The 18937-nt window shown below is 66.9% G+C and carries 14 protein-coding genes; 12 read left to right on the top strand and 2 right to left on the bottom strand.

Translation table 11 applies throughout. The features are described from left to right. Window positions 1-171 precede the first annotated feature (171 nt). The 3 genes from C0541_RS09140 to C0541_RS09130 all read left to right on the top strand — a co-directional run bounded on the left by C0541_RS09140 (window position 172) and on the right by C0541_RS09130 (window position 4464). Window positions 172-2052, top strand: coding sequence for a M61 family metallopeptidase (locus C0541_RS09140; RefSeq protein ID WP_161959983.1), 1881 nt, complete (start codon window positions 172-174; stop codon window positions 2050-2052). A gap of 332 nt (window positions 2053-2384) precedes the next feature. Further along, window positions 2385-3776 carry a DNA repair protein RadA gene (radA, locus tag C0541_RS09135; protein ID WP_115047760.1) on the top strand — a complete coding sequence of 464 codons (1392 nt, stop codon included), beginning with the start codon at window positions 2385-2387 and terminating at the stop codon, window positions 3774-3776. A gap of 301 nt (window positions 3777-4077) precedes the next feature. Then, complete coding sequence (locus C0541_RS09130) at window positions 4078-4464, top strand: DUF805 domain-containing protein (RefSeq protein ID WP_115047758.1); 387 nt, start codon at window positions 4078-4080, stop codon at window positions 4462-4464. Window positions 4465-4877: 413 nt separating this feature from the next. Here C0541_RS09130 and C0541_RS09125 read toward each other — a convergent pair whose 3' ends face one another. Both C0541_RS09125 and C0541_RS20720 read right to left on the bottom strand, forming a co-directional pair. Further along, window positions 4878-5663: a response regulator transcription factor gene (locus C0541_RS09125; RefSeq protein ID WP_115048172.1), complete on the bottom strand. Its 786-nt coding sequence runs from the start codon at window positions 5661-5663 to the stop codon at window positions 4878-4880. 469 nt (window positions 5664-6132) lie between these two features. Continuing rightward, window positions 6133-6465: a hypothetical protein gene (locus tag C0541_RS20720; protein WP_153064975.1), complete on the bottom strand. Its 333-nt coding sequence runs from the start codon at window positions 6463-6465 to the stop codon at window positions 6133-6135. 96 nt (window positions 6466-6561) lie between these two features. Here C0541_RS20720 and C0541_RS09120 point away from each other — a divergent pair, with 96 nt between their 5' ends. From C0541_RS09120 to C0541_RS09080, 9 genes are all read left to right on the top strand, one after another. After that, a complete protein-coding gene (locus C0541_RS09120) occupies window positions 6562-7917 on the top strand; it encodes a helix-turn-helix transcriptional regulator (protein ID WP_193725910.1) in 1356 nt (451 codons plus the stop codon). Between the two features lie 211 nt (window positions 7918-8128). Beyond that, window positions 8129-9997, top strand: coding sequence for an ATP-binding protein (locus C0541_RS09115; protein WP_161959982.1), 1869 nt, complete (start codon window positions 8129-8131; stop codon window positions 9995-9997). A 24-nt stretch (window positions 9998-10021) separates the two neighbouring features. Continuing rightward, window positions 10022-12346 carry a tetratricopeptide repeat protein gene (locus tag C0541_RS09110; protein ID WP_115047752.1) on the top strand — a complete coding sequence of 775 codons (2325 nt, stop codon included), beginning with the start codon at window positions 10022-10024 and terminating at the stop codon, window positions 12344-12346. A gap of 801 nt (window positions 12347-13147) precedes the next feature. After that, a complete protein-coding gene (locus tag C0541_RS09105; RefSeq protein ID WP_115047750.1) occupies window positions 13148-13990 on the top strand; it encodes an STAS domain-containing protein in 843 nt (280 codons plus the stop codon). A gap of 1 nt (window position 13991) precedes the next feature. Further along, the gene (locus tag C0541_RS09100; protein ID WP_115047748.1) at window positions 13992-14354 is read left to right on the top strand and encodes an STAS domain-containing protein; all 363 of its coding nucleotides are present in this window, start codon (window positions 13992-13994) and stop codon (window positions 14352-14354) included. Continuing rightward, window positions 14351-14746, top strand: a complete 396-nt coding sequence (locus C0541_RS09095) for an ATP-binding protein (protein WP_104538234.1) — start codon at window positions 14351-14353, stop codon at window positions 14744-14746. Before C0541_RS09100 ends, C0541_RS09095 begins: the two co-directional genes overlap by 4 nt. Next, window positions 14737-15753 (top strand): ATP-binding protein, encoded by a 1017-nt coding sequence (locus C0541_RS09090; protein WP_115047747.1) that lies wholly within the window; start codon window positions 14737-14739, stop codon window positions 15751-15753. The genes C0541_RS09095 and C0541_RS09090 overlap by 10 nt, the downstream gene beginning before the upstream one ends. Further along, entirely contained in the window at window positions 15750-16625 is an 876-nt protein-coding gene (locus C0541_RS09085; RefSeq protein ID WP_115047745.1) for a sensor histidine kinase, read from the top strand. Before C0541_RS09090 ends, C0541_RS09085 begins: the two co-directional genes overlap by 4 nt. Then, on the top strand, window positions 16615-18573 hold the full coding sequence (locus C0541_RS09080) for a response regulator (protein ID WP_193725900.1): 1959 nt from the start codon (window positions 16615-16617) through the stop codon (window positions 18571-18573). The genes C0541_RS09085 and C0541_RS09080 overlap by 11 nt, the downstream gene beginning before the upstream one ends. The last annotated feature ends 364 nt before the right edge of the window (window positions 18574-18937 follow it).

The raw sequence follows: 18937 nt of genomic DNA, 5'->3' as shown, positions 1-18937 counted from the left end.
GCGCGGCACCCCGGATCGCTGCATGCCGGAGACAAACAACGCCGCCAGGTCACTGGCGGCTTTTTTTTTGACTGGGAATCGGTGCGCAGCATGACCTATGGCATACGGGGGAAGCGCGCGCAGGCGCTTAGCATCGTGGGCTTGCCTGTTCCAGGTCCCTGCGGAGTTGCAATGAAGATCCCCACCTTGTTGTCCGTGTCGCTGCTGGCGGCACTGTCGTTGCCTGCGGCCGCACAAACCGCTGCGCCGCAGGACGTGCCGTTCGACGGCAGCTTGAAGATCGCCGTCGATGCCACCGATCTGGCCCACCGCATCTTCAAGGTCAAGACCACCATGCCGGCCAAGCCTGGCCCGATGACGCTGCTGTATCCGCAGTGGATTCCCGGCAATCACTCGCCGACCGGGCCGATCGACAAGCTGGCCGGTCTGGTGATCAAGGTCGATGGCAAGGTGGTGCCATGGACGCGTGACCAGTTCGACGTCTACGCCTTCAAGGTGGACGTGCCCCAGGGGGCCACCGAGCTGGTGGCCGAGTTCAAGTTCCTCTCGCCGCAGGCACCCAACCAGGGCCGGGTGATGATGACCCCGGAGATGCTCAACCTGCAGTGGAACACCACCGCGCTGTATCCGGCCGGCGTGTTCGCACGCAACATCAAGGCCCAGGCCAGCGTCACCCTGCCAGCCGGCTGGAGCTATGCCACGGCACTGGAAACCGACCGCCGCGTCGGCGACACGGTGACCTTCAAGCCGATCGATTTCGATGACCTGGTCGACTCGCCGATGTTTGCCGGCAAGTACTACAAGCGCGTTGAGCTGAGCGCCGGCAAGCAGCCGGTCTACCTCAACGTGTTCGCCGACGAAGCCAAGTCGCTGGAGGCCAAGCCCGAGCAGATCAAGGCGCATGCAGCGCTGGTGCAGCAGATGGACAAGCTCTACGGCGCGCGCCATTTCGATCATTACGAATTCCTGCTGGCGCTGACCAAGAAGCTGGGTGGCATCGGCCTGGAGCATCACCGCTCCAGCGAAAACAGCGGCGTGCCGACCTACTTCACCGAGTGGGACAAGAGCTGGACCGGGCGCGACCTGCTCGCGCATGAGTTCAATCATTCCTGGAACGGCAAGTACCGTCGCGGTGCCGACCTGGCCACGCCGAACTTCAATGTGCCGATGGGCGACAGCCTGCTGTGGCTGTACGAGGGCCAGACCCAGTTCTGGGGCGAGGTAATGGCTGCGCGGTCGGGGCTGTGGACGCAGGACCAGGCGCGCGAGATGCTGGCCGGCGTGGCGGCAAGCTATGAGCGCGGGCGCCCCGGCATGGCTTGGCGCACCGTGCAGGACACCACCAACGACCCGACCATGTCGATGCGCCGGCCCAAGGCGTACCGCAGCTATCAGATGAGCGAGGACTACTATTCCGGCGGCCAGATGATGTGGCTGGAAGTGGACAGCAAGTTGCGCGCGCTGACCAACAACAAGCGCTCCATCGACGATTTCGGCAAGGCGTTCTTCGGCATGAATAACGGCGACTGGGACGTCAACCCGTACACCTTCGACGACATCGTCGCCACGCTCAACGGCATTGCCGCCTACGACTGGGCCAGCCTGTTGCGCAGCCGCATGGACGGGCATGGCTCGTTGAACGGGGGCATCGAGGCCAATGGCTGGAAGCTGGTCTACAACGACGAGCCCAATCTGGCCACCAAGGCCGACGAGAGCGACGACAAGAACGCCAACCTGGCCTATTCGCTTGGTGTGTCCCTGAGCGCCTCTGGCGAGATCAGTGATGTGCTGTGGGACGGCCCGGCCTTCAATGCCGGCCTGATCGCCGGCAACACCATCGTGGCGGTCAACGGCCGCGCCTTCAGCAGCGAGGTGATCAAGGACGCGATCAAGGCGGCCAAGGGCACCACCGCGCCGATCGAACTGCTGGTCAAGCGCCTGGACCGCTACGACACCGTGCGCATTGATTACCACGGTGGCCTGCTGTATCCGCATCTGGAGCGTATCCCCGGCAAGCCGGATCGCCTGAGCGAGTTGTACAAGCCGCGCTGAGCGGCCGCCGCGCGCCAGCAGCCCTCCGAGCGGGCTGTGCACAATGCTCTGGAGCCGCATGACCGATTGCGATCGCTCATGCGGCTCCAGACGGATTCGTCGATGCCGATGATGTTGCCGGCTGCTCGAACATATCGCACCAGCCAGATACCCGGCCTCATCAGTGCGTCCAGGTGAGCACGCCGCAGCAGCAACGGGTGCTTGCATCCATCGCTGCTGGCGTCAGCCTTGACGATTCCCGATTCCCGATTCCCGATTCCCGAGCCAGCGTCGCGCATCCTGAGACCGACGCCGACTATCCTGTCGCTCCAGAACCGATGGGCTAATTGACGATGGCGAAGGCGAAAACGGCCTATGTCTGCGGCGAGTGTGGCGCCGAGTACACCAAGTGGCAGGGGCAGTGCACCGAGTGCGGGGTATGGAACACGCTCAGCGAGATCGTGCTCGAAAGCGCCACGCCCGGCGGCAAGGCCTCGCCTGCGGCCTCGCGACGTAGCGGCTGGGCCGGCAAGGCCGAGGCGCCCAAGATCACCGCGCTCAAGGATGTGCAGCAGTCCGAGCAGGCGCGTGTGTCCACCGGCATCGGCGAGTTCGATCGGGTACTGGGCGGCGGGCTGGTCGAGGGCGCGGTGGTGCTGATCGGTGGCGACCCCGGCATCGGCAAGTCGACCTTGTTGCTGCAGGCGCTGGCGAGCATGGCCAGCACGCTGCCGGTGCTGTACGTGACCGGTGAGGAATCGCTGGCGCAGGTGGCCGGGCGCGCGGTGCGGCTGGATCTGCCGTTGGAAGGCTTGAATGCGCTGGCCGAAACCGGCATCGAAAACATCCTGCAGCATGCCAGCGTGGCGCGGCCGAAGCTGATCGTGGCCGACTCGGTACAGACGTTGTGGACCGAATCGCTGACCGCGGCGCCGGGCTCGGTCAGCCAGGTGCGCGAGAGCGCGGCGCGGCTGGTGCGTTATGCCAAGGAGACCGGCACCGCCGTGTTCCTGGTCGGCCATGTAACCAAGGAAGGCGGCATCGCCGGCCCGCGCGTGCTGGAACACATGGTCGATGCGGTGCTGTACTTCGAAGGCGAGAGCGGTAGCCGGTTCCGGCTGTTGCGCGCGTTCAAGAACCGCTTCGGTGCGGTCAACGAGCTGGGCGTGTTCGCGATGGGCGAGAAGGGCCTCAAGGAGGTCTCCAACCCGTCGGCGATCTTCCTGTCCGGCGGCAGCACCCAGCAGCCGGGCAGTTGCGTGATGGTCACCCGCGAAGGCACCCGGCCGCTGATGGTGGAGGTGCAGGCGCTGGTGGACGCCTCGCCGCTTTCCAATCCGCGCCGGGTGGCGGTGGGGCTGGAGCAGAACCGCTTGGCGATGCTGCTGGCGGTGCTGCATCGCCATGGCGGCATCGTGGTGGGCGACCAGGACGTGTTCGTCAACGTGGTCGGCGGCATCCGCGTGCAGGAAACCGCCGCCGACCTGCCGGTGCTGCTGGCGGTGCTGTCCTCGCTGCGCGACCGGCCGCTGTCGGAGAAGACGATTGCCTTTGGCGAGGTGGGGCTGTCCGGCGAGATCCGGCCGGTGCCCAACGGCGAGGATCGTCTGAAAGAGGCCGCCACCCACGGCTTCAAGCGCGCGATCGTGCCCAAGGCCAACGCGCCCAAGGTCGCCAGCATCAAGGGCATGGAGATCGTCGCAGTGGAGCGGCTGAGCCAGGCGCTGGAAGCGGCGGCCGAGTAATGCCTCCGCGGCGTGGCGACGGCTGCCTGCACAGGTGCCTGCGCAGTGCGTCGGCCTGCACGCGCTGAGTCGATCGCGCACCGCCGTGCAGGGCAGGACAGCGGGGCGCCGTGTCATGCCGGAACTGCCTGAGTGACGCTGTCGGACCGGGTCGCTCGTGACGGTGGCCGCCTGTCGCGATATGCGGCCAGCCGGTCAGAAACCGTTTTCAGCGGAGGGCGGCTATGGCACCATGCGCGGCCCGTTGCACGGTGCACCGGATCACGGACAGCGCTCACTGCGCGTCACCAGGAGAAACACGATGGAATGGATGTTGTTGCCCCTCAAGCGCTATGCCGACTTCACGGGCCGCTCGCGCCGCAAGGAATACTGGATGTTCATGCTGCTGCAGGCGATCGTCCTGGTGGTATTGGGCAGCCTTTTCGGCATCGCAGTGGCCCTGATGGGCGGCGAGAACGGTCCCGGTGCATTGGCCTGGCTGGTCGCCGCGGTCGTGGTGATCGTCGTGCTGGCGTTGATCGTGCCGAGCATTGCAGTGACCGTGCGTCGGCTGCACGACCAGGGCAAGTCCGGCTGGTTCTATCTGATCAGCCTGGTGCCCTATGTCGGTGGGTTCATCGTGCTGGTCTTCATGTGCCTGGAAGGCACGCCCGGCCCGAACGAGTACGGCGAGAATCCCAAGCAGTAACCGGGCGCAAGGCCTGATCGAACAATGGCGCGGGGGAATGCTCCGCGCCATTGTCGTTTCTGGAGACCGCCGCCCGGCCGGGGGGGCAAAACACGCCTGTGTTCGAGTGCCGACTCCGGCCTGCCTGCTGCGTGCCCCGATTGCCGGAAAAGAAGCTATACGTTCTGCCATTGCGCAGGACGCAGGCGGTCGGTCATGCGGCAACGGTCCGCTGGTGCATCCACTACATGACCGAATGAGGAAGTGGGAACGCTGCCACTCGATGCGGGAGCTGGCAAAGATAGCCAGTCAATGCCCGACCAGGTCACGCACGCGACAGTGGCCAAGCCACTGCAACGCCGACGCCGATGGCGATCGGCAGGTGCGGGTCGCTGCCAATCGCTATCGGCGCCGCCAGTGCGAGGCTGCAGCGCTCAACAGGCCGCAGCATGATGGGCGGTGCTGGGGCTGACGGCCTTGCCTGGCGTCGGTGCATCCTTGTCCTGCAGGGCGAGTTCCAGCTTGTAACCATGTGAATACACGGTCCTGATGCGCACCACGCCGCTGTGATTGCACAGCTGCAGCTTCTTGCGCAGCTTGTAGATGTGCTGCTCCATCGTGCGGTCGGTGAATTCGGTGTGGCTGCCCCACACCGCCTTGGCCAGCTGGCAGCGGCGAAAACACACGCCGGGGCTGGAAAACAACAGCCAGGCGATCGAGAACTCGCGCGCGGTCAGCACGATCGGCTTGCCGTGCAGATACACGGTGTTCTCGTCGCGGATCAAGTGGTACGGACCAACCTTCAACTGCTGGCTCTCCGAGCAGGCCTCTGCCACCGGCGAAAGCGCCAAGGCCGCGCGCACGTGCAGTTCGTGGGAATTGAACGGCAGGGCGAGCACGTCATGCGCGCCGGCGCGGTACCAGGCCAGAATGTCGTGGGCACAGTCGAAGCGCCCCAGCACGATCAGCGGCGTGGGATGTCCGCTGTGGCAGCGTTGCCAGGCCAGCAGCGAGCTGTCGTCCGATGCGACGCAGGTCGCGTCGAAGAGCAGCAGCTCGCAAGGGGAATGCCGCAGCGAGCGCAGGAGTTCCAGTTCGTCGGAAAACACCGCAAAGCTTGGCGCGAGCGGGGCCAGGCTCGCATTGACCTGCGATGCCAGACGCGCGTCCTGCGTCAACAGGAAAGCGGATCCCTGCTTGCCGGGAGGGTTGCCGTGCATCAGCCGGCCTTCCCATGTCTGCACACGTGCCAGTCGTCGGTTGGATGCCTGTTGCGGACAGCAGGCGCCAATACAAAACCCACATGTAGAGATAAGTGCATCGCCATCGCCTTTGGCTACCAGGGGATCCGGCCTGATGCCGGACGAATGGTATGTACCATTGCGGGGGCAGAAAGTTTCACTGCTGCGTACTTTTCTTCGGCTTCGGGTCGGCCGGCTTTAACGTACGCTCATTTATGCGCAACGCAGCTCTTACACCCAGGGTATGCGTGGTCGGTAACTAACATCATTCCGACATCGCAGGCCGATCGGCCATAAAACGCGTGCGATGGCCGGGGCCATCCACCTGCATCCACAGGTCTATACCAGGGTATTGCGATTTACCTGCGTCCCAGGCGCGCTTGGAATATCAGGGCAGTGCGGCGGTGCGATTGGAACAAATGGCGATCGTTTGAAGCAGATCTTTCATTTACTGAAGCACCGCACTGGCAGCCATGGCCATGTCATGTCGGGACAAAGGTCGCGCCGCGCGCAGGCCGGGTGTCTGAGTGGGCCCGGCGATTTCTCCGATGACTGCGGTCTTGTCTTCAATACGGCGTCGCATGGCGTGCAATGTCCTATGCGTGACATCGTTGGCGGTATGCAAAAAGTGCCCTTTATCTGCACGCTGCTTAACTGGCTTGGCGGGGCACAGAGTGAGGTTTTTTGATTTTCTTGGTGCCCGCGAGTGAGAAATTCCTTTGGATCCGCTGCATACAATCGTTTGCGCCAGCCAGACCGGCGCATTGTTGTTTTTGCTCATCCCCCTATGAGAGAGCCCGGCATGATCCTTTCAACCTACTTCGCGGCGATCTCTGCGTTGTCGTACGCAGACCGTCTTCCTACCTATACGAGCAGGATGCTGGTTGGTGCCTGGCCGCAAGGTCTGCAACATCTTCAACAACGCCGCGACGGCCAGGCTGCCGCGGATGGCGCCGACGACGAAGTCAGCCTGCTCGGCGCCAGCGGCGATGCCTTGTTGATCCTGGAGTACCAGGAGGAGGCTGAAGATGCCTACCGCAATGCCTTGAAGGCGATGCGCGGGCATCAGCGCCAGCTGCGGCTGCTGTCCTGCCGCAATACCGCCTGGTTGATGCTGAGCCAGCGCCGCCTGAGCGCTGCGTTGAACTGCTTCGCGCAGCTGGCGATGGACCGCGAGACGCCGCCCAGCCTGTGCGGGGAAAGCCTGCTGGGCAAGGCGCTGACCCACTTCCACCTGGGCCAGAGCACCTTGGCGCTGCAGACCCTGGAGCGCGCCAACGAAGCGCTGGCGGAACTGGATAGCGGCGCAGCCGAATGGCAGCGCATCGCCAATGCGCTGCGCCTGGACATGATTGCGCAGTTGCGCATCCGGCGTGCCGACCGGATGAGCGACCACGTGTTCTGGCAGGCGACGTTGCGGCAGGAGGATGCGGCGCACGCGTTCGAGCCCAACGAGCTGCGCGCCTGCATCGCCGACCTGGCCGAAAGCATGCCGGTCCTGGCGCAGCGCATGCGCCATGTGCGCAACCTGCTGCGCATTGCCGGTGGCGACACCTTCGGTTTCGACGCGCAGATCGATGCGCTGCCGGCTGCCGCCACCGGTTGCCCGCCCTGCGCCCGGCAGGACGCGCAGGTGGAGCTGGCGCTGGCCGCGTTGGCGGTGGGGCGCGCGGACCTGGCGGAGCGTGCCCTGGCCGGTGCCGGCCGGCACCACGCACCGCGCTGGAATCTGGAGTTCGAGTATTGCCAGGCCAAGATCAGCCAGGCGCTGGGCAGGACCGAGCAGGCGCTGCTGCTGTACAACCGCTATGCGTTGGGCGCGGTGCAGTGCCTGCGCAGCGAGGTGCAGGCGCCACGGCTGCTGGAAAGCGGCGCGCCGGCACATGTCAGCGACGATATTTCCGCGCGGCTGCCGGCCAAGTATCGGCGCGCCTACGCCTACATGATCACCAATGCGCACCGCTCGGATCTGTCGATCAACGAGGTGGCCGCGCAGATCGGGGTGACCGGGCGCGCGTTGCAGCAGGCGTTCAAGTCCGCCACCGGGCTGTCGCCGACCCAGGTGCTGCGTCGCTACCGGATGCAGAGCATTCGCGCCGAACTGCTGGCCGAAGGCGGCTGCGGCAGCGTGCTGCAGGCGGCCAGCCGCTGGGGCGTGGGTAGCCGTTCGGCCCTGGCCAAGGGCTATCGCCAGCATTTCAATGAGGCGCCGATGGAAACCCTGCAGCGGTAAGCCGGTGTGCGCCACGGCCTGCGTCGACGCAGGCCGTGGCGTGTCGTTTCCGACGTGGCGTGCGTGGGCGGTCAGCCACGTGCCGGGACGCCGCCAGAGTGTGACGTGCGTGCGTGCAGCGTGGCTTGCGGCTATCCTGTTCGGCTCGCACTGCCACCCAGGAAGGCGCGTCCGAGGATGGGCGTGGCTGCCAAGGAAACGACCAACGATCATGCAAGATCACACTTCCGAGGCGACGGACGCCTCCCAGATCCGCCGTGCAGGCGTCGATCTCAACGGACTGATGTCCGTGCTCAGCAAGCATCTGTATTCCACGCCGGTGGTCGCGCTGCGCGAGCTGGTGCAGAACGCGCACGACTCGATCCTGCGTCGCCGTCTGGAACAACCCGACTGGCAAGGCCAATCGCGCATCGAGGTGCATGCCGACGCGGCCCAGGGCATCGTGCGCATCATCGATACCGGCGCCGGGCTGACCCAGCAGGAAATCCACGATTACCTGGCCACGGTCGGCGTGGGGTATACGCGCGGCCTGCGTCAGGGCGGGCATGAGGACAGCGGCCTGATCGGCATGTTCGGGCTGGGCTTTTTGTCGGCCTTCGTGCTGGCGCGCCGCGTCACCGTGCGCACCACCTCCTACCAGAGCCCGACGCTGGGGCATTGCTACATCTCCAGCAATGCCGAGCAGTACACGGTGAGCCCGGTCCCGGCACGCGCGCAGGTCGGCACCGAAGTGGTGCTGGAACTGCACGAGGACTATCTGCCGTTGGCCCAGGACGCACGGCTGCGCGAGATCCTGTCGCGTTATTGCGCGCTGTTGCGCGAGCCGATCTGGATCGGCGGCGATACCCAGGCGATCAATCCCGAACCGCCGCCGTGGCGCATGCACGATGCGCTGCCGTTGCATCCGGTGCAGGCCTGGCGGCGCCAACGCGAGTTTGCCGCGCGTTTCGAGCGCAACTTCGAGCCCTTGTGCTGCATGCCGGTGCGCGCGGAAGAGGGCAGCGACGCGGTCGGCCTGCTGTGGGTGCAGGACGGGGCCACTTACGGCACCAGCGACAACCGCAACCTGTCGGTGTTCCTGCGCGGCATGCTGCTGGACGACAACGCACGCGAACTATTGCCGCCGTGGGCGGGCTTTATCGGCGGCGTGATCGAGTCCAATCGCCTGACGCCCACCGCCAGCCGCGAGGATCTGCAACGCGATGCCACCTACACGGCGGTGCAGCACGCGCTGTCCGAAGCGCTGGTGCAGGGCCTGGCCGATGTGGCGCGTCAGCAGCCGGAAGCCTGGCGACGCATCCTGCTGCGCCACAACGAGGCATTGCTGGGCGCGGCGCTGTGCGACGAGCGTTTGTTCGCGCTGCTGATGGAACACGTGCGGGTGCCGACCTCGCAGGGCGACCTGCCCGCACAGCAATTGCCGGCACGCGGCGCGGTACATGTGATCCTGGACAGCGACAGCGGCTTCGAGGAAATGCTGTTCCGCGCGATGGGCGTGCCGGTGGCCTACGGAAACCGCTATGCGGTGGTGCCGTTCCTGCGCCGCTGGGCGCAGGCCAAGGGCGTGCGTCTGGTCGAGCTGGGTACCGAGCAGGGCAACCGGCAGTTGTTCCAGCTGGACACGCTGCCGGCCGACGAACTGGCCTGGCTGGAACAGCACCTGGGCGATGGCGAAGCATTGGTGCCGGCGCGTTTCAGCCCGGAGGCACTGCCGTTGGTGGTGGTGCCCGACCGCGAGGCCGAACTCAAGCGCCGGCTGGAGCAGGACGAGAACGACAAGCGCGTGTCCACCGCTGCGTTGCGGCTGGCCCGGCAGTTCACGGCGGGGATCCAGGCGCGGCAGACCCAACGGTTGTATCTGAATCTCGACAACGCGGCCTTGCAGGCGTTGCTGGCGGCGCAGCGCGCCGGTAATCCGCAGGCAGCGGTGGCGGCGCGGCTGCTGCGCTCGCTCAAGGTGATCGTGTCGGCGCAGGGGCGCAGCCAGCCGCAGCCCGGTGCCGACGCAGCGGGTGGATCGGATCTGAATCGGGCCTTCGGCGATCTCGCCCAGGCCGTGACCCAATTGCTGGCGCGCTGAGCGCCGCATCGAAGGAGCGAGACGATGGAAATCTGGAACTGGGTGGAGAAGCTGCAGGAGGATCTGGGCGAAGCCGGGCAGCCGCAGAATGCGCAGCTGCTGACCCGCCTGACCGACCATATCTGCGACCTGCAGATCGAACGCGCCGAAGCACTGCTGCCCGAGGCGCGTGCGCTGGGCAAGACGCTGGCCAATCCGTGGCTGGAGGTGTTCGTCGGGCATTGGGAAATGCGCAACCGGGTCGGCAACCTGTGCGAAGGCGAGCGTGCGCTCAGCGATGCAGTGACGCTCTTCGAACGCGCGCACCGCGCCGATGCGGTGGAGTGCCCGCAGTCGGTGTGCGTGACCCAGGATCTGGCCGCCTGCTACGCCAACATCGACGGTCCGGGCTGGGTGGAAGAACGCATCGAGGTGTGCGAGGAGACGCTGGGCCGCATCGATCCGAGCTGGTCGTGCTACCAGTGCCTGAGCTGCGAAAAAGCCGATGCCCTGCTCGACGATGGACGCGGCGAGGCGGCATTGAGTTACCTGGACCAGCAGTCGCAGACCATCGTTGCGCACGGCGGCCAGATCTACGACGGCGTGCCGGACATGCGCATCTCGATCCTGCTCTCGCTGGGCCGCGCGCAGGAGGCGCTGGCGCTGATCGAGCAGCGCGAACGCGAGGCCGCGCGCGAGGGGGCCGAATGGGCCAACTGCAGTCAGCCGCGGCGCCTGCAGAAAGCCCGTGCCCTGGCGCTGTTGAATCGCGACGACGAAGCACTGGAGGCCTTCCTGCCGTGGCGCGAGGTGGCGCCGCGCTACCGCCTGCACTGGTTGCGTGCGGTGGTGGTGCTGGTATCGCGCCAGCCCGAGCGCAACACCTGGGATCTGGGCAGCCGCCTGCAGGTGATGCTCGATCATTACGCGCAGGTCGGCGCGCACCGCATCCTGATCGACGCGGCCGAGATGGCGATAGAGCTGGCGTTGCAGCGTGGTGCGGTGTGGACGGCACGCCGGCACCTGGCGCTTGCGCGCGCGCATGTGCCCAAGCTGCGCCAGGACCGTGGCGCCACCCAACTGCTGGACGGCCTGGCCGAGCGCATCGAGACCGCACCGGCGGGCGAGCCGGCACCGGTGCCGGCCGGGCAGTTGCTGCAGTGGCTGGATGCGCAGGCCGAAGACGTGGCACGGAATCCCGAGCGCGAGGCGCAGTGGTTGCTGCAGGCAGTGGCCGAGCGACCGGACGACGCCGAGTTGGTGGACACCACGGCGTCGGCATTGAGCGCGTGTGCGGCCGACGACGAGGCGATCGCGCTGCTGTGGGCATTCGTGCAGCGGCATGCCGACCGCGAAACCAGCCCGACCTTCCGGCTGATGAACCTGTTGCTGGGCGGTGGCGACGAAGCCGGCCTGCGCCGGCTGGCGCAGCTGTATCGCCCGCTGGTGCCGGTGGCGGCGCTGTGGTGCGAGGCGCAGCTGGCCCAGCGGCTGGCCGATTGGCCGGCGCTGGAGCAGGCCTGCACCGCGCTGCTGGAATTGTCGCCCGGTTCGCATGGCGCGCGCGGCTTGCTGGCGCGCATGTATCTCGACACCGGCCGCTTCGCCGAGGCTGCCGAGGTGTATCGCCAGCTGACCGAGTTGATGGAAGAGCCGCGCTCGGCGCATTGGGATCGGATGACCGCGGCCAGTGCGGCGCAGCAGTGGGACGCGGTGCGCGCCTCGGCGCTGGCGCTCGGCATGGAGCTGAGCGGCACCCGTGGCGTGGTCGAAGAAACCTGGGGCTGGGTGATCGTGCGTTGCGTGGACGACGGTGAGGCAGCCGAGTACTACGCACGGCGCACCGGCCCGGTCACCGCGCGTATCGTCGAAAATGCACCGGCGCATCGGCGCCAGCATGTCGGCGACTGGGTGGTCTTCGATGCGGAGTTGCTGTATCCGCCACCGGACGACGAGGCCGAGCGCGAGCGGTTCGTGCCGACCTATGCGCAGGTGCATGTGCTGGAGGCGGGTGGTTACGGCAGCAGCTGGCTGGTGGATGGCGTGCATCCTGGCGAGCAGGCGATCGAGGCCTTGCGGCAGGACATCGAAGCGCGCGGCTGGAAGCTGTGGTTGCACAGCCGCGACGATTACCGCGTGGTCGATCCGGCACACGCGGACGCATTCGACCCGGAAGATGCAGGCACGGGTCTGCCGGGCGTGCTGTTCACCGTGGCGCTGCCGGAAGCGGCGGCGCCGCTGGAACTGCATCGCGTCCTGCTGGCCGCCACCGCGCAGTGGGCGCACCCGATGTGCTGGCTGCGCCTGGCCGAGGCCTGCGACCAGGATCCGCGCCCGCACCTGGAGGCGGTGGAGCGCTACGGGCTGTAGGGCGGCGAGCAAGCTCGCGCGCAGCGGCTGCTGATGCGGTCGCCGCTGCCGCCGCGATCGGGGATCGGGCATTCGGGATTGGCATGCGTGGTTTGCGTGCCAACTGCTGGTATGTCGCCAGGAATGGTGACGCTCGGAAGAACGTGCAGCCCACCTGGGTTTTCTCATTTTTTTTCCGCAACCGATAGCAATCGGTGGTGCTTGCGCGGGTGCCGGCGTGGGACCTTGAGCGGCATCCATGCCGCCACACGGTCCCGCCCGGATGCTTCACCACGCTCCCGGTATTGCTATTGCCGATCGGCAGGCGATGCCCTCGGTACGCACCGCAGACCGACGCCGCAGCGGCGTGACCCGGCGCGTGCATGCGGCGCCGGGCGTGGGCAAACCGGCCTGCCGGCACATCGAGCGCGTCCGCCGCCATGGGATGGGCGTCGCGATCGGTCCGGGCCGGTGTCAGGCGGTTTTCCCGCAAGTCGGGCCACCGTTGCGCAGCGGTCGGTGACCGCATCACGGCCGGTGCGGCGGCAGTCTGTAACCGGCGCCGTCAAGCCCGAGAGCAGGATGGCGGGCCGGCGGCAAGCGCATCTGCCCAGGCGTGGTCGCGCTCACGTTCGCCGCGTGCGCCGCAATGTCAAACTCCGTACGGACGTTCCTCTGACCGCTACAGGTTCGTCGCTGGTTGCCGAAACTGAATTGCTTTACTCTGCAGCGCTTCGGCGTGGGGGCGCCGCGCCAGACAAGGGGGGCGCAATCGCCCCGCATGCCCAGCCTTCTCTCTTCTAACTCTTGGCGGGTGATCTCATGGTGGCATTGCAGCAGCGCTCGATCGACGCAATTCGTGGCCAGGAAGCTGCGTTGTTGGCGGCATGGCTGGGCTCCAGCCTGGGCAGCGATGGACGGATTTCCCGGCAGGACATCGAAACCCAGAGTGCGGACTTCCTGCATCTGCTGGTCGCCTCGCTGAAGGACGGCGGCAGCAGCCTGGACAGCGCCGACTGGAGCGAGGTGCGTCGCTTCCTGGAAACCCTGTCGCGCGACCGCGCCACCCGTGGCTTCGATTCGCAGGAAACCGCCAACTTCATCTTCTCGCTCAAGCGCGTGCTGTTTGCGCTGGTGCAGCGCGAGTATGCCGATGCGCCGGAGGATCTGGGCCAGCAGCTGTGGGCGCTGTCCGAGCTGCTGGATCGCCTGGGCCTGTACACCGTCAAGGCGTTCCAGAAGACCCGCGAAGACATCATCGTGCGCCAGCAGGAAGAAATGCTGGAGCTGTCCACCCCGGTGGTCAAACTGTGGGACGGTGTATTGGCACTGCCGATGATCGGCACGCTGGATTCACAGCGCACCCAGGTGGTGATGGAGTCGCTGCTGCAGCGCATCGTCGATACCGGCTCGGAAATCGCCATCATCGACATCACCGGCGTGCCCACGGTGGACACCCTGGTCGCGCAGCACCTGCTCAAGACCGTCACCGCGATCCGCCTGATGGGCGCCGATGCCATCATCAGCGGCGTGCGCCCGCAGATCGCGCAGACCATCGTGCACCTGGGGCTGGACCTGCAGGGCATCGTCACCAAGGCCAACCTGTCCGATGCGCTGGCGCTGGCGCTCAAGCGCATCGGCATGACCGTGACCAAGGCGGGCTGACATGGAGCGCATCCCGATCCTGCGGATGGGCGACCTGCTGCTGGTCACCATCCAGGTGGACATGCACGACCAGTTGGCGATGACGCTGCAGGAAGACCTGTCGGAAAGGATCAGCGCCACCTCCGCGCGCGGCGTGCTGATCGACATTTCCGCACTGGACATCGTCGACTCGTTCATCGGCCGCATGATCAGCACCATTTCCGGGCTGGCGGCGATCATGGATGCCAGGACCGTGGTGGTGGGCATGCAGCCGGCCGTGGCGATCACGCTGGTCGAGCTCGGGCTGACCCTGCCATCGGTGCGCACCGCGCTCGATGTCGAACGCGGCATGCGCCTGTTGCAGCAGCCTGATCGCACGTCATGACCACCGGTTCGCAATCGGTGCGCACCGAACAGGATGTGGTGCTGGCCCGGCAGACGGTGCGCAAGCTGGTGGTGCAGTGCGGCCTGCGCCTGGTCGACCAGACCAAGCTGGTCACTGCAGCCAGCGAACTGGCGCGCAACACCGTGATCTATGGCGGCGGCGGCGAGATGGATTGGGCGCTGGTGGAAAGCGGCATCCGCAAGGGCGTGCAGCTGACCTTCCGCGACGAAGGCCCCGGCATACCCGACCTGGACCTGGCGCTCACCGATGGCTGGACCTCCGGCAGCGGGCTGGGACTGGGCCTGTCCGGCAGCCGGCGGCTGGTGGACGATTTCGTGCTGGACACCGCTGCCGGCAAGGGCACGCGCATCACCATCACCAAATGGAAGTAACGCTTGCCGGCGAGGTCACGCGCGCGTTTCGCGTCGACGAAACCAGCCAGGTCGGGCAGGCGCGTCGCGAGGCGGCCGGGTTGGCACAGGCACTGGGTTTCGACGAGGCGGCCTGCGGGCGGGTGGCGCTGGTGGCCACCGAGCTTGCCACCAACGTGGTCAAGCATGGACATGGCGGTTACCTGCAGCTGGCCACGGTGGCCGGCCGCCAGGGCATGGGCGTGGAGATCTGCGCCATCGACGGCGGCCCCGGCTTCGCACTCGTGGACGGCCTGCGCGACGGCTATTCCACCGCCGGGACGCCGGGCACCGGACTGGGCGCGATCCAGCGCCAGGCGCAGGTACTGGACGCCTATTCCGATGCCAAGGGCGCGGTCGTGATGGCACGCCTGTTTGCGCAGCAACGCGCCGACCTGGACCTGGACCTGGCGTACGGCGCCATCCGCCTGCCGCTGCACAACGAAACGGTATGCGGCGATGCCTGGCATCTGGCCATCGGCGAGCAGCGGGCGACCGTCACCGTGATCGATGGCCTGGGTCATGGTCCGGGCGCCGCCGACGCTGCCGACGCCGGCGCGCGCGCTGCAGCCACGGCCAGCGGCGAGCCGGGCGAGCGCATCGCGCAGCTGCATGCCGGCATGTCCGGCACCCGCGGCGGCGCGGCGGCGGTGATGCAATTCGACAGCAGCACCGGCCGGGTACGCTTTGCCGGCGTGGGCAATATCGTCGCATCGCTGTGCGATGGCGACGGCGTGCGTGGCATGCCCTCGCATCCGGGCATCGTCGGGGTGCAGTTCCGCAAGGCGCAACCGTTCGATTTTCCGGACGCGGCCGGCAAGCTGCTGGTCATGCACAGCGATGGCCTGCAATCACGCTGGAACCTGCGCGATCATCCGGGTCTACTGTCGCGCCATCCGCGTCTGATTGCGGCGGTGCTGCTGCGCGATTACACGCGGGGCCGCGACGACTGCGGCGTGTTTGTCATGCGGCTGGGAGGCCTGCAATGAATGCTTCCGGGGCGACATCGCCCATCGATCCGCTGGCCGAACTCGACGCGCTGCGGCAGCAGAACCAGGCCCTGCGCGAAGAGCTGGAAGAAACCAACCAGGGCGTGCTGGCGCTGTATGCCGAGCTCGATCAACAGGCCGAGCAGCTGCGCGATGTATCCGAGCTCAAGAGCCGGTTCCTGTCGTACATGAGCCATGAGTTCCGCACCCCGCTCAGTTCGATCCTGAGCATCACGCGGCTGCTCGAGGACGGCATGGACGGGCCGCTCACGGCCGAGCAGTCCAAGCAGGTGCGCTTTGTCAGCGCCTCGGCGCGCGAGCTCACCGAGATGGTCGACGACCTGCTGGACCTGGCCAAGATCGAAGCCGGGCGCATCACCATCTCGCCGGGCTGGTTCGACCTGATGGACCTGTTTGCGGCTTTGCGCGGCATGTTCCGCCCGCTCACCGATGTCAGCGGCACCACCTTGATCTTCGAGGATCCGCCGGTGCTGCCGATGCTCTATACCGACGACAAGAAGCTGGCGCAGATCCTGCGCAACTTCATTTCCAACGCGCTCAAGTTCACCCCGCAAGGCCATGTGCGCGTGTTCGCGCAGCTGGAAGGCGAGAGCCATGTGCGCTTCGGCGTGCAGGACACCGGCATCGGTATTCCGGCAGAGCTTCACGACGCCTTGTTCGAGGATTTTGTACAGGTGGATTCGCCGTTGCAGAAACGCCTCACCGGCACCGGCCTGGGGCTGTCGATCTGCAAGCGTTTCGCCGAGTTGCTGGGCGGCAGGGTGGGCATCAACAGCGTGGTCGGGCAGGGCTCGGAATTTTTCGTGGTGCTGCCGGTCACGCTGGCGGCGGAGGATGCACTTGGGCAGTAAGCCTCACATTCTGGTCGTGGACGACAACGCGGTGACGCGTTATTCGGTGCGGCGCGTGCTCGAACATCATCAGTTCGTGGTCGAGGAAGCGGGCACCGGCACCGACGGCCTGGCCAGGCTGGCCGAGCAGGCGTTTTCCGCGGTGGTGCTGGACGTCAATCTGCCGGACATGAGCGGCTTCGACATCGTGCGCACGCTACGCGCCGAGCCGCGCACTGCGTTGCTGCCGGTGGTGCACGTGTCGGCGGCCTCGATCGCCACCGGCGACATGATCACCGGCCTGGAAGCCGGCGCCGACGCCTACCTGATTCACCCGGTCGACCCCAGCGTGCTGGTCGCCACCTTGCGCACCCTGCTGCGCGCGCGCCAGGCCGAGGAGGCCCTGCGCATCAGCGAGGCCCGCTTCCGCGAGATCTTCGAGCACATCAGTGCGCCGATCGCGGTGGTCGATGCCGGGCTGCGCGCGCATGACGCCAATGCCGCGTTCCAGCGCCTGATCGGCGCCGCCACGCCTGGCCAGGCGCTTGCCGTGCCCGGCGTGGACCAGGCCGCCACCGTGCAGGCGCTGACCGACGCGCTGGCGCGGCGCGAGCGCTGGAGCGGCGCCTTGTCGATCCTGCGCGAGGGCAAGGTATGCGAAACCGAGTGGCGCGTGTCGCCGTATCGCGAGCCGGACCTGGGCCTGCTGCTGGTCGAGGATGTCACCGAGCAGCGCCTGCGCGAGCGCGAGCAGCGCCAGGAACTGGATACCGCCACCACCGAACTGGCCCACCAGATCGCCGAGCGCCAGCGCACCGAGATCCAGCTGCTGCAGGCGCAGAAGATGGAAGCGCTGGGCAAGCTCACCGGCGGCATCGCGCACGACTTCAACAACCTGCTGACCAGCATCATTTCCGGCCTGGACATGATCCAGCTGGCGGTCGAGTCCAATCGCATCGAGCGCGTGCCGCGGCTGGCCGAGATCGCCACCGGCTCGGCGCATCGCGCCGCCGCGCTGACCCAGCGCATGCTTGCCTTCGCACGCAAGCAGTCGCTGGATGCGCAGGCCTTCGACATCAACGCGCGCGTACGCTCGCTGGAAGACATGCTGCGCCGCTCGATCGGCGAGAACATCGTGCTGGAGCTGGACCTGGCGGACACGCCGCTGGTGGCGGTGGCTGATGCCAACCAGCTCGAAAACGTGGTGCTCAACCTGGTGATCAATGCGCGCGACGCGTTGAAGGGCAGGGGCACCATCCGCATCCAGAGCGTGGCCCATACCGCGCACGGCGACCCGGAACTGGACGATGGCGACTACGTGGCGGTGAACGTCATCGACAACGGCAGCGGCATCGAGCCGGCCATCCTCAATCAGGTCTTCGAGCCGTTCTTCACCACCAAGCCGATCGGCGAGGGCACCGGCCTGGGCTTGTCGATGACCTACGGCTTTGCGCGCCAGTCCGGCGGCACCGCGCGCATCGCCAGCGCAGTGGGGCGCGGGACCACGGTGGCCTTGCTGCTGCCGCGCGGGCTCACTGCCAGCGCCGTGCCGCCGGCACCGGCACCGAATTCGCCGCGTGTACGCAGCGAGCGCATCCTGCTGGTGGACGATACCGACGTGGTACGCATCATGGTGAGCGAGGTGCTCAGCGATGCCGGCTACCACGTGGTCGAAGCCGAAGACGCCAACGGCGCGCTGGCCCAGTTGCGGGCCGGCGTGGAGATCGACCTGGTGGTGTCCGACGTCGGCCTGCCCGGCATGAACGGGCGCGACATGGCCGACGTGGCGCGCGCGCTGCGCCCCGGCCTGCCGATCCTGTTCATCACCGGCTACGCCGAAAACGCCGCCACCCGCCAGGAATTCCTGGCCGACGGCATGGCGCTGCTGCCCAAGCCCTTCAGCCTCAACGATCTGTTGAACATGGTCGGGCAGATGCTTGACAGCAGCGTGCTGGTCGCCCGCGCCTGACGCGTGGTTGCGCGCGCAGGGTCGGCCAGCGGTGGCGGCCTGCCGCGCGCCGATGGCGATGGCTTGGCGACGCCGCATGCGTCGAAAGCGCCACCGCGGATGCGGCCGCCATGTGCGTGGCGGCACGCTTGCCATAGAGCTGCAACATTGCTGACATATCGTGCGCGCGGCGCCACCCCGCGCCGTCGGCCGGCATGCCCGGTGCCGACGGACGCTGGAGTGGCCGACACCACGTGGCGAGCGGCGCGGACGGCGGGGAGGAGCCGGCGTGTACGCGCGCTACACCCGTTCCGAGCACCGGCCGCGCGCGCCTGATCGCCGCGCAGTCAGGTCGATCGCCACGCTCGCCCCTGTCTCACCCCTC

This window comes from Xanthomonas arboricola (assembly GCF_003353015.1).
Lineage (GTDB): Bacteria > Pseudomonadota > Gammaproteobacteria > Xanthomonadales > Xanthomonadaceae > Xanthomonas > Xanthomonas arboricola_E.
Note: the sequence above shows the minus strand (reverse complement) of the source record. Positions and strands in the feature narration are given on the sequence as shown.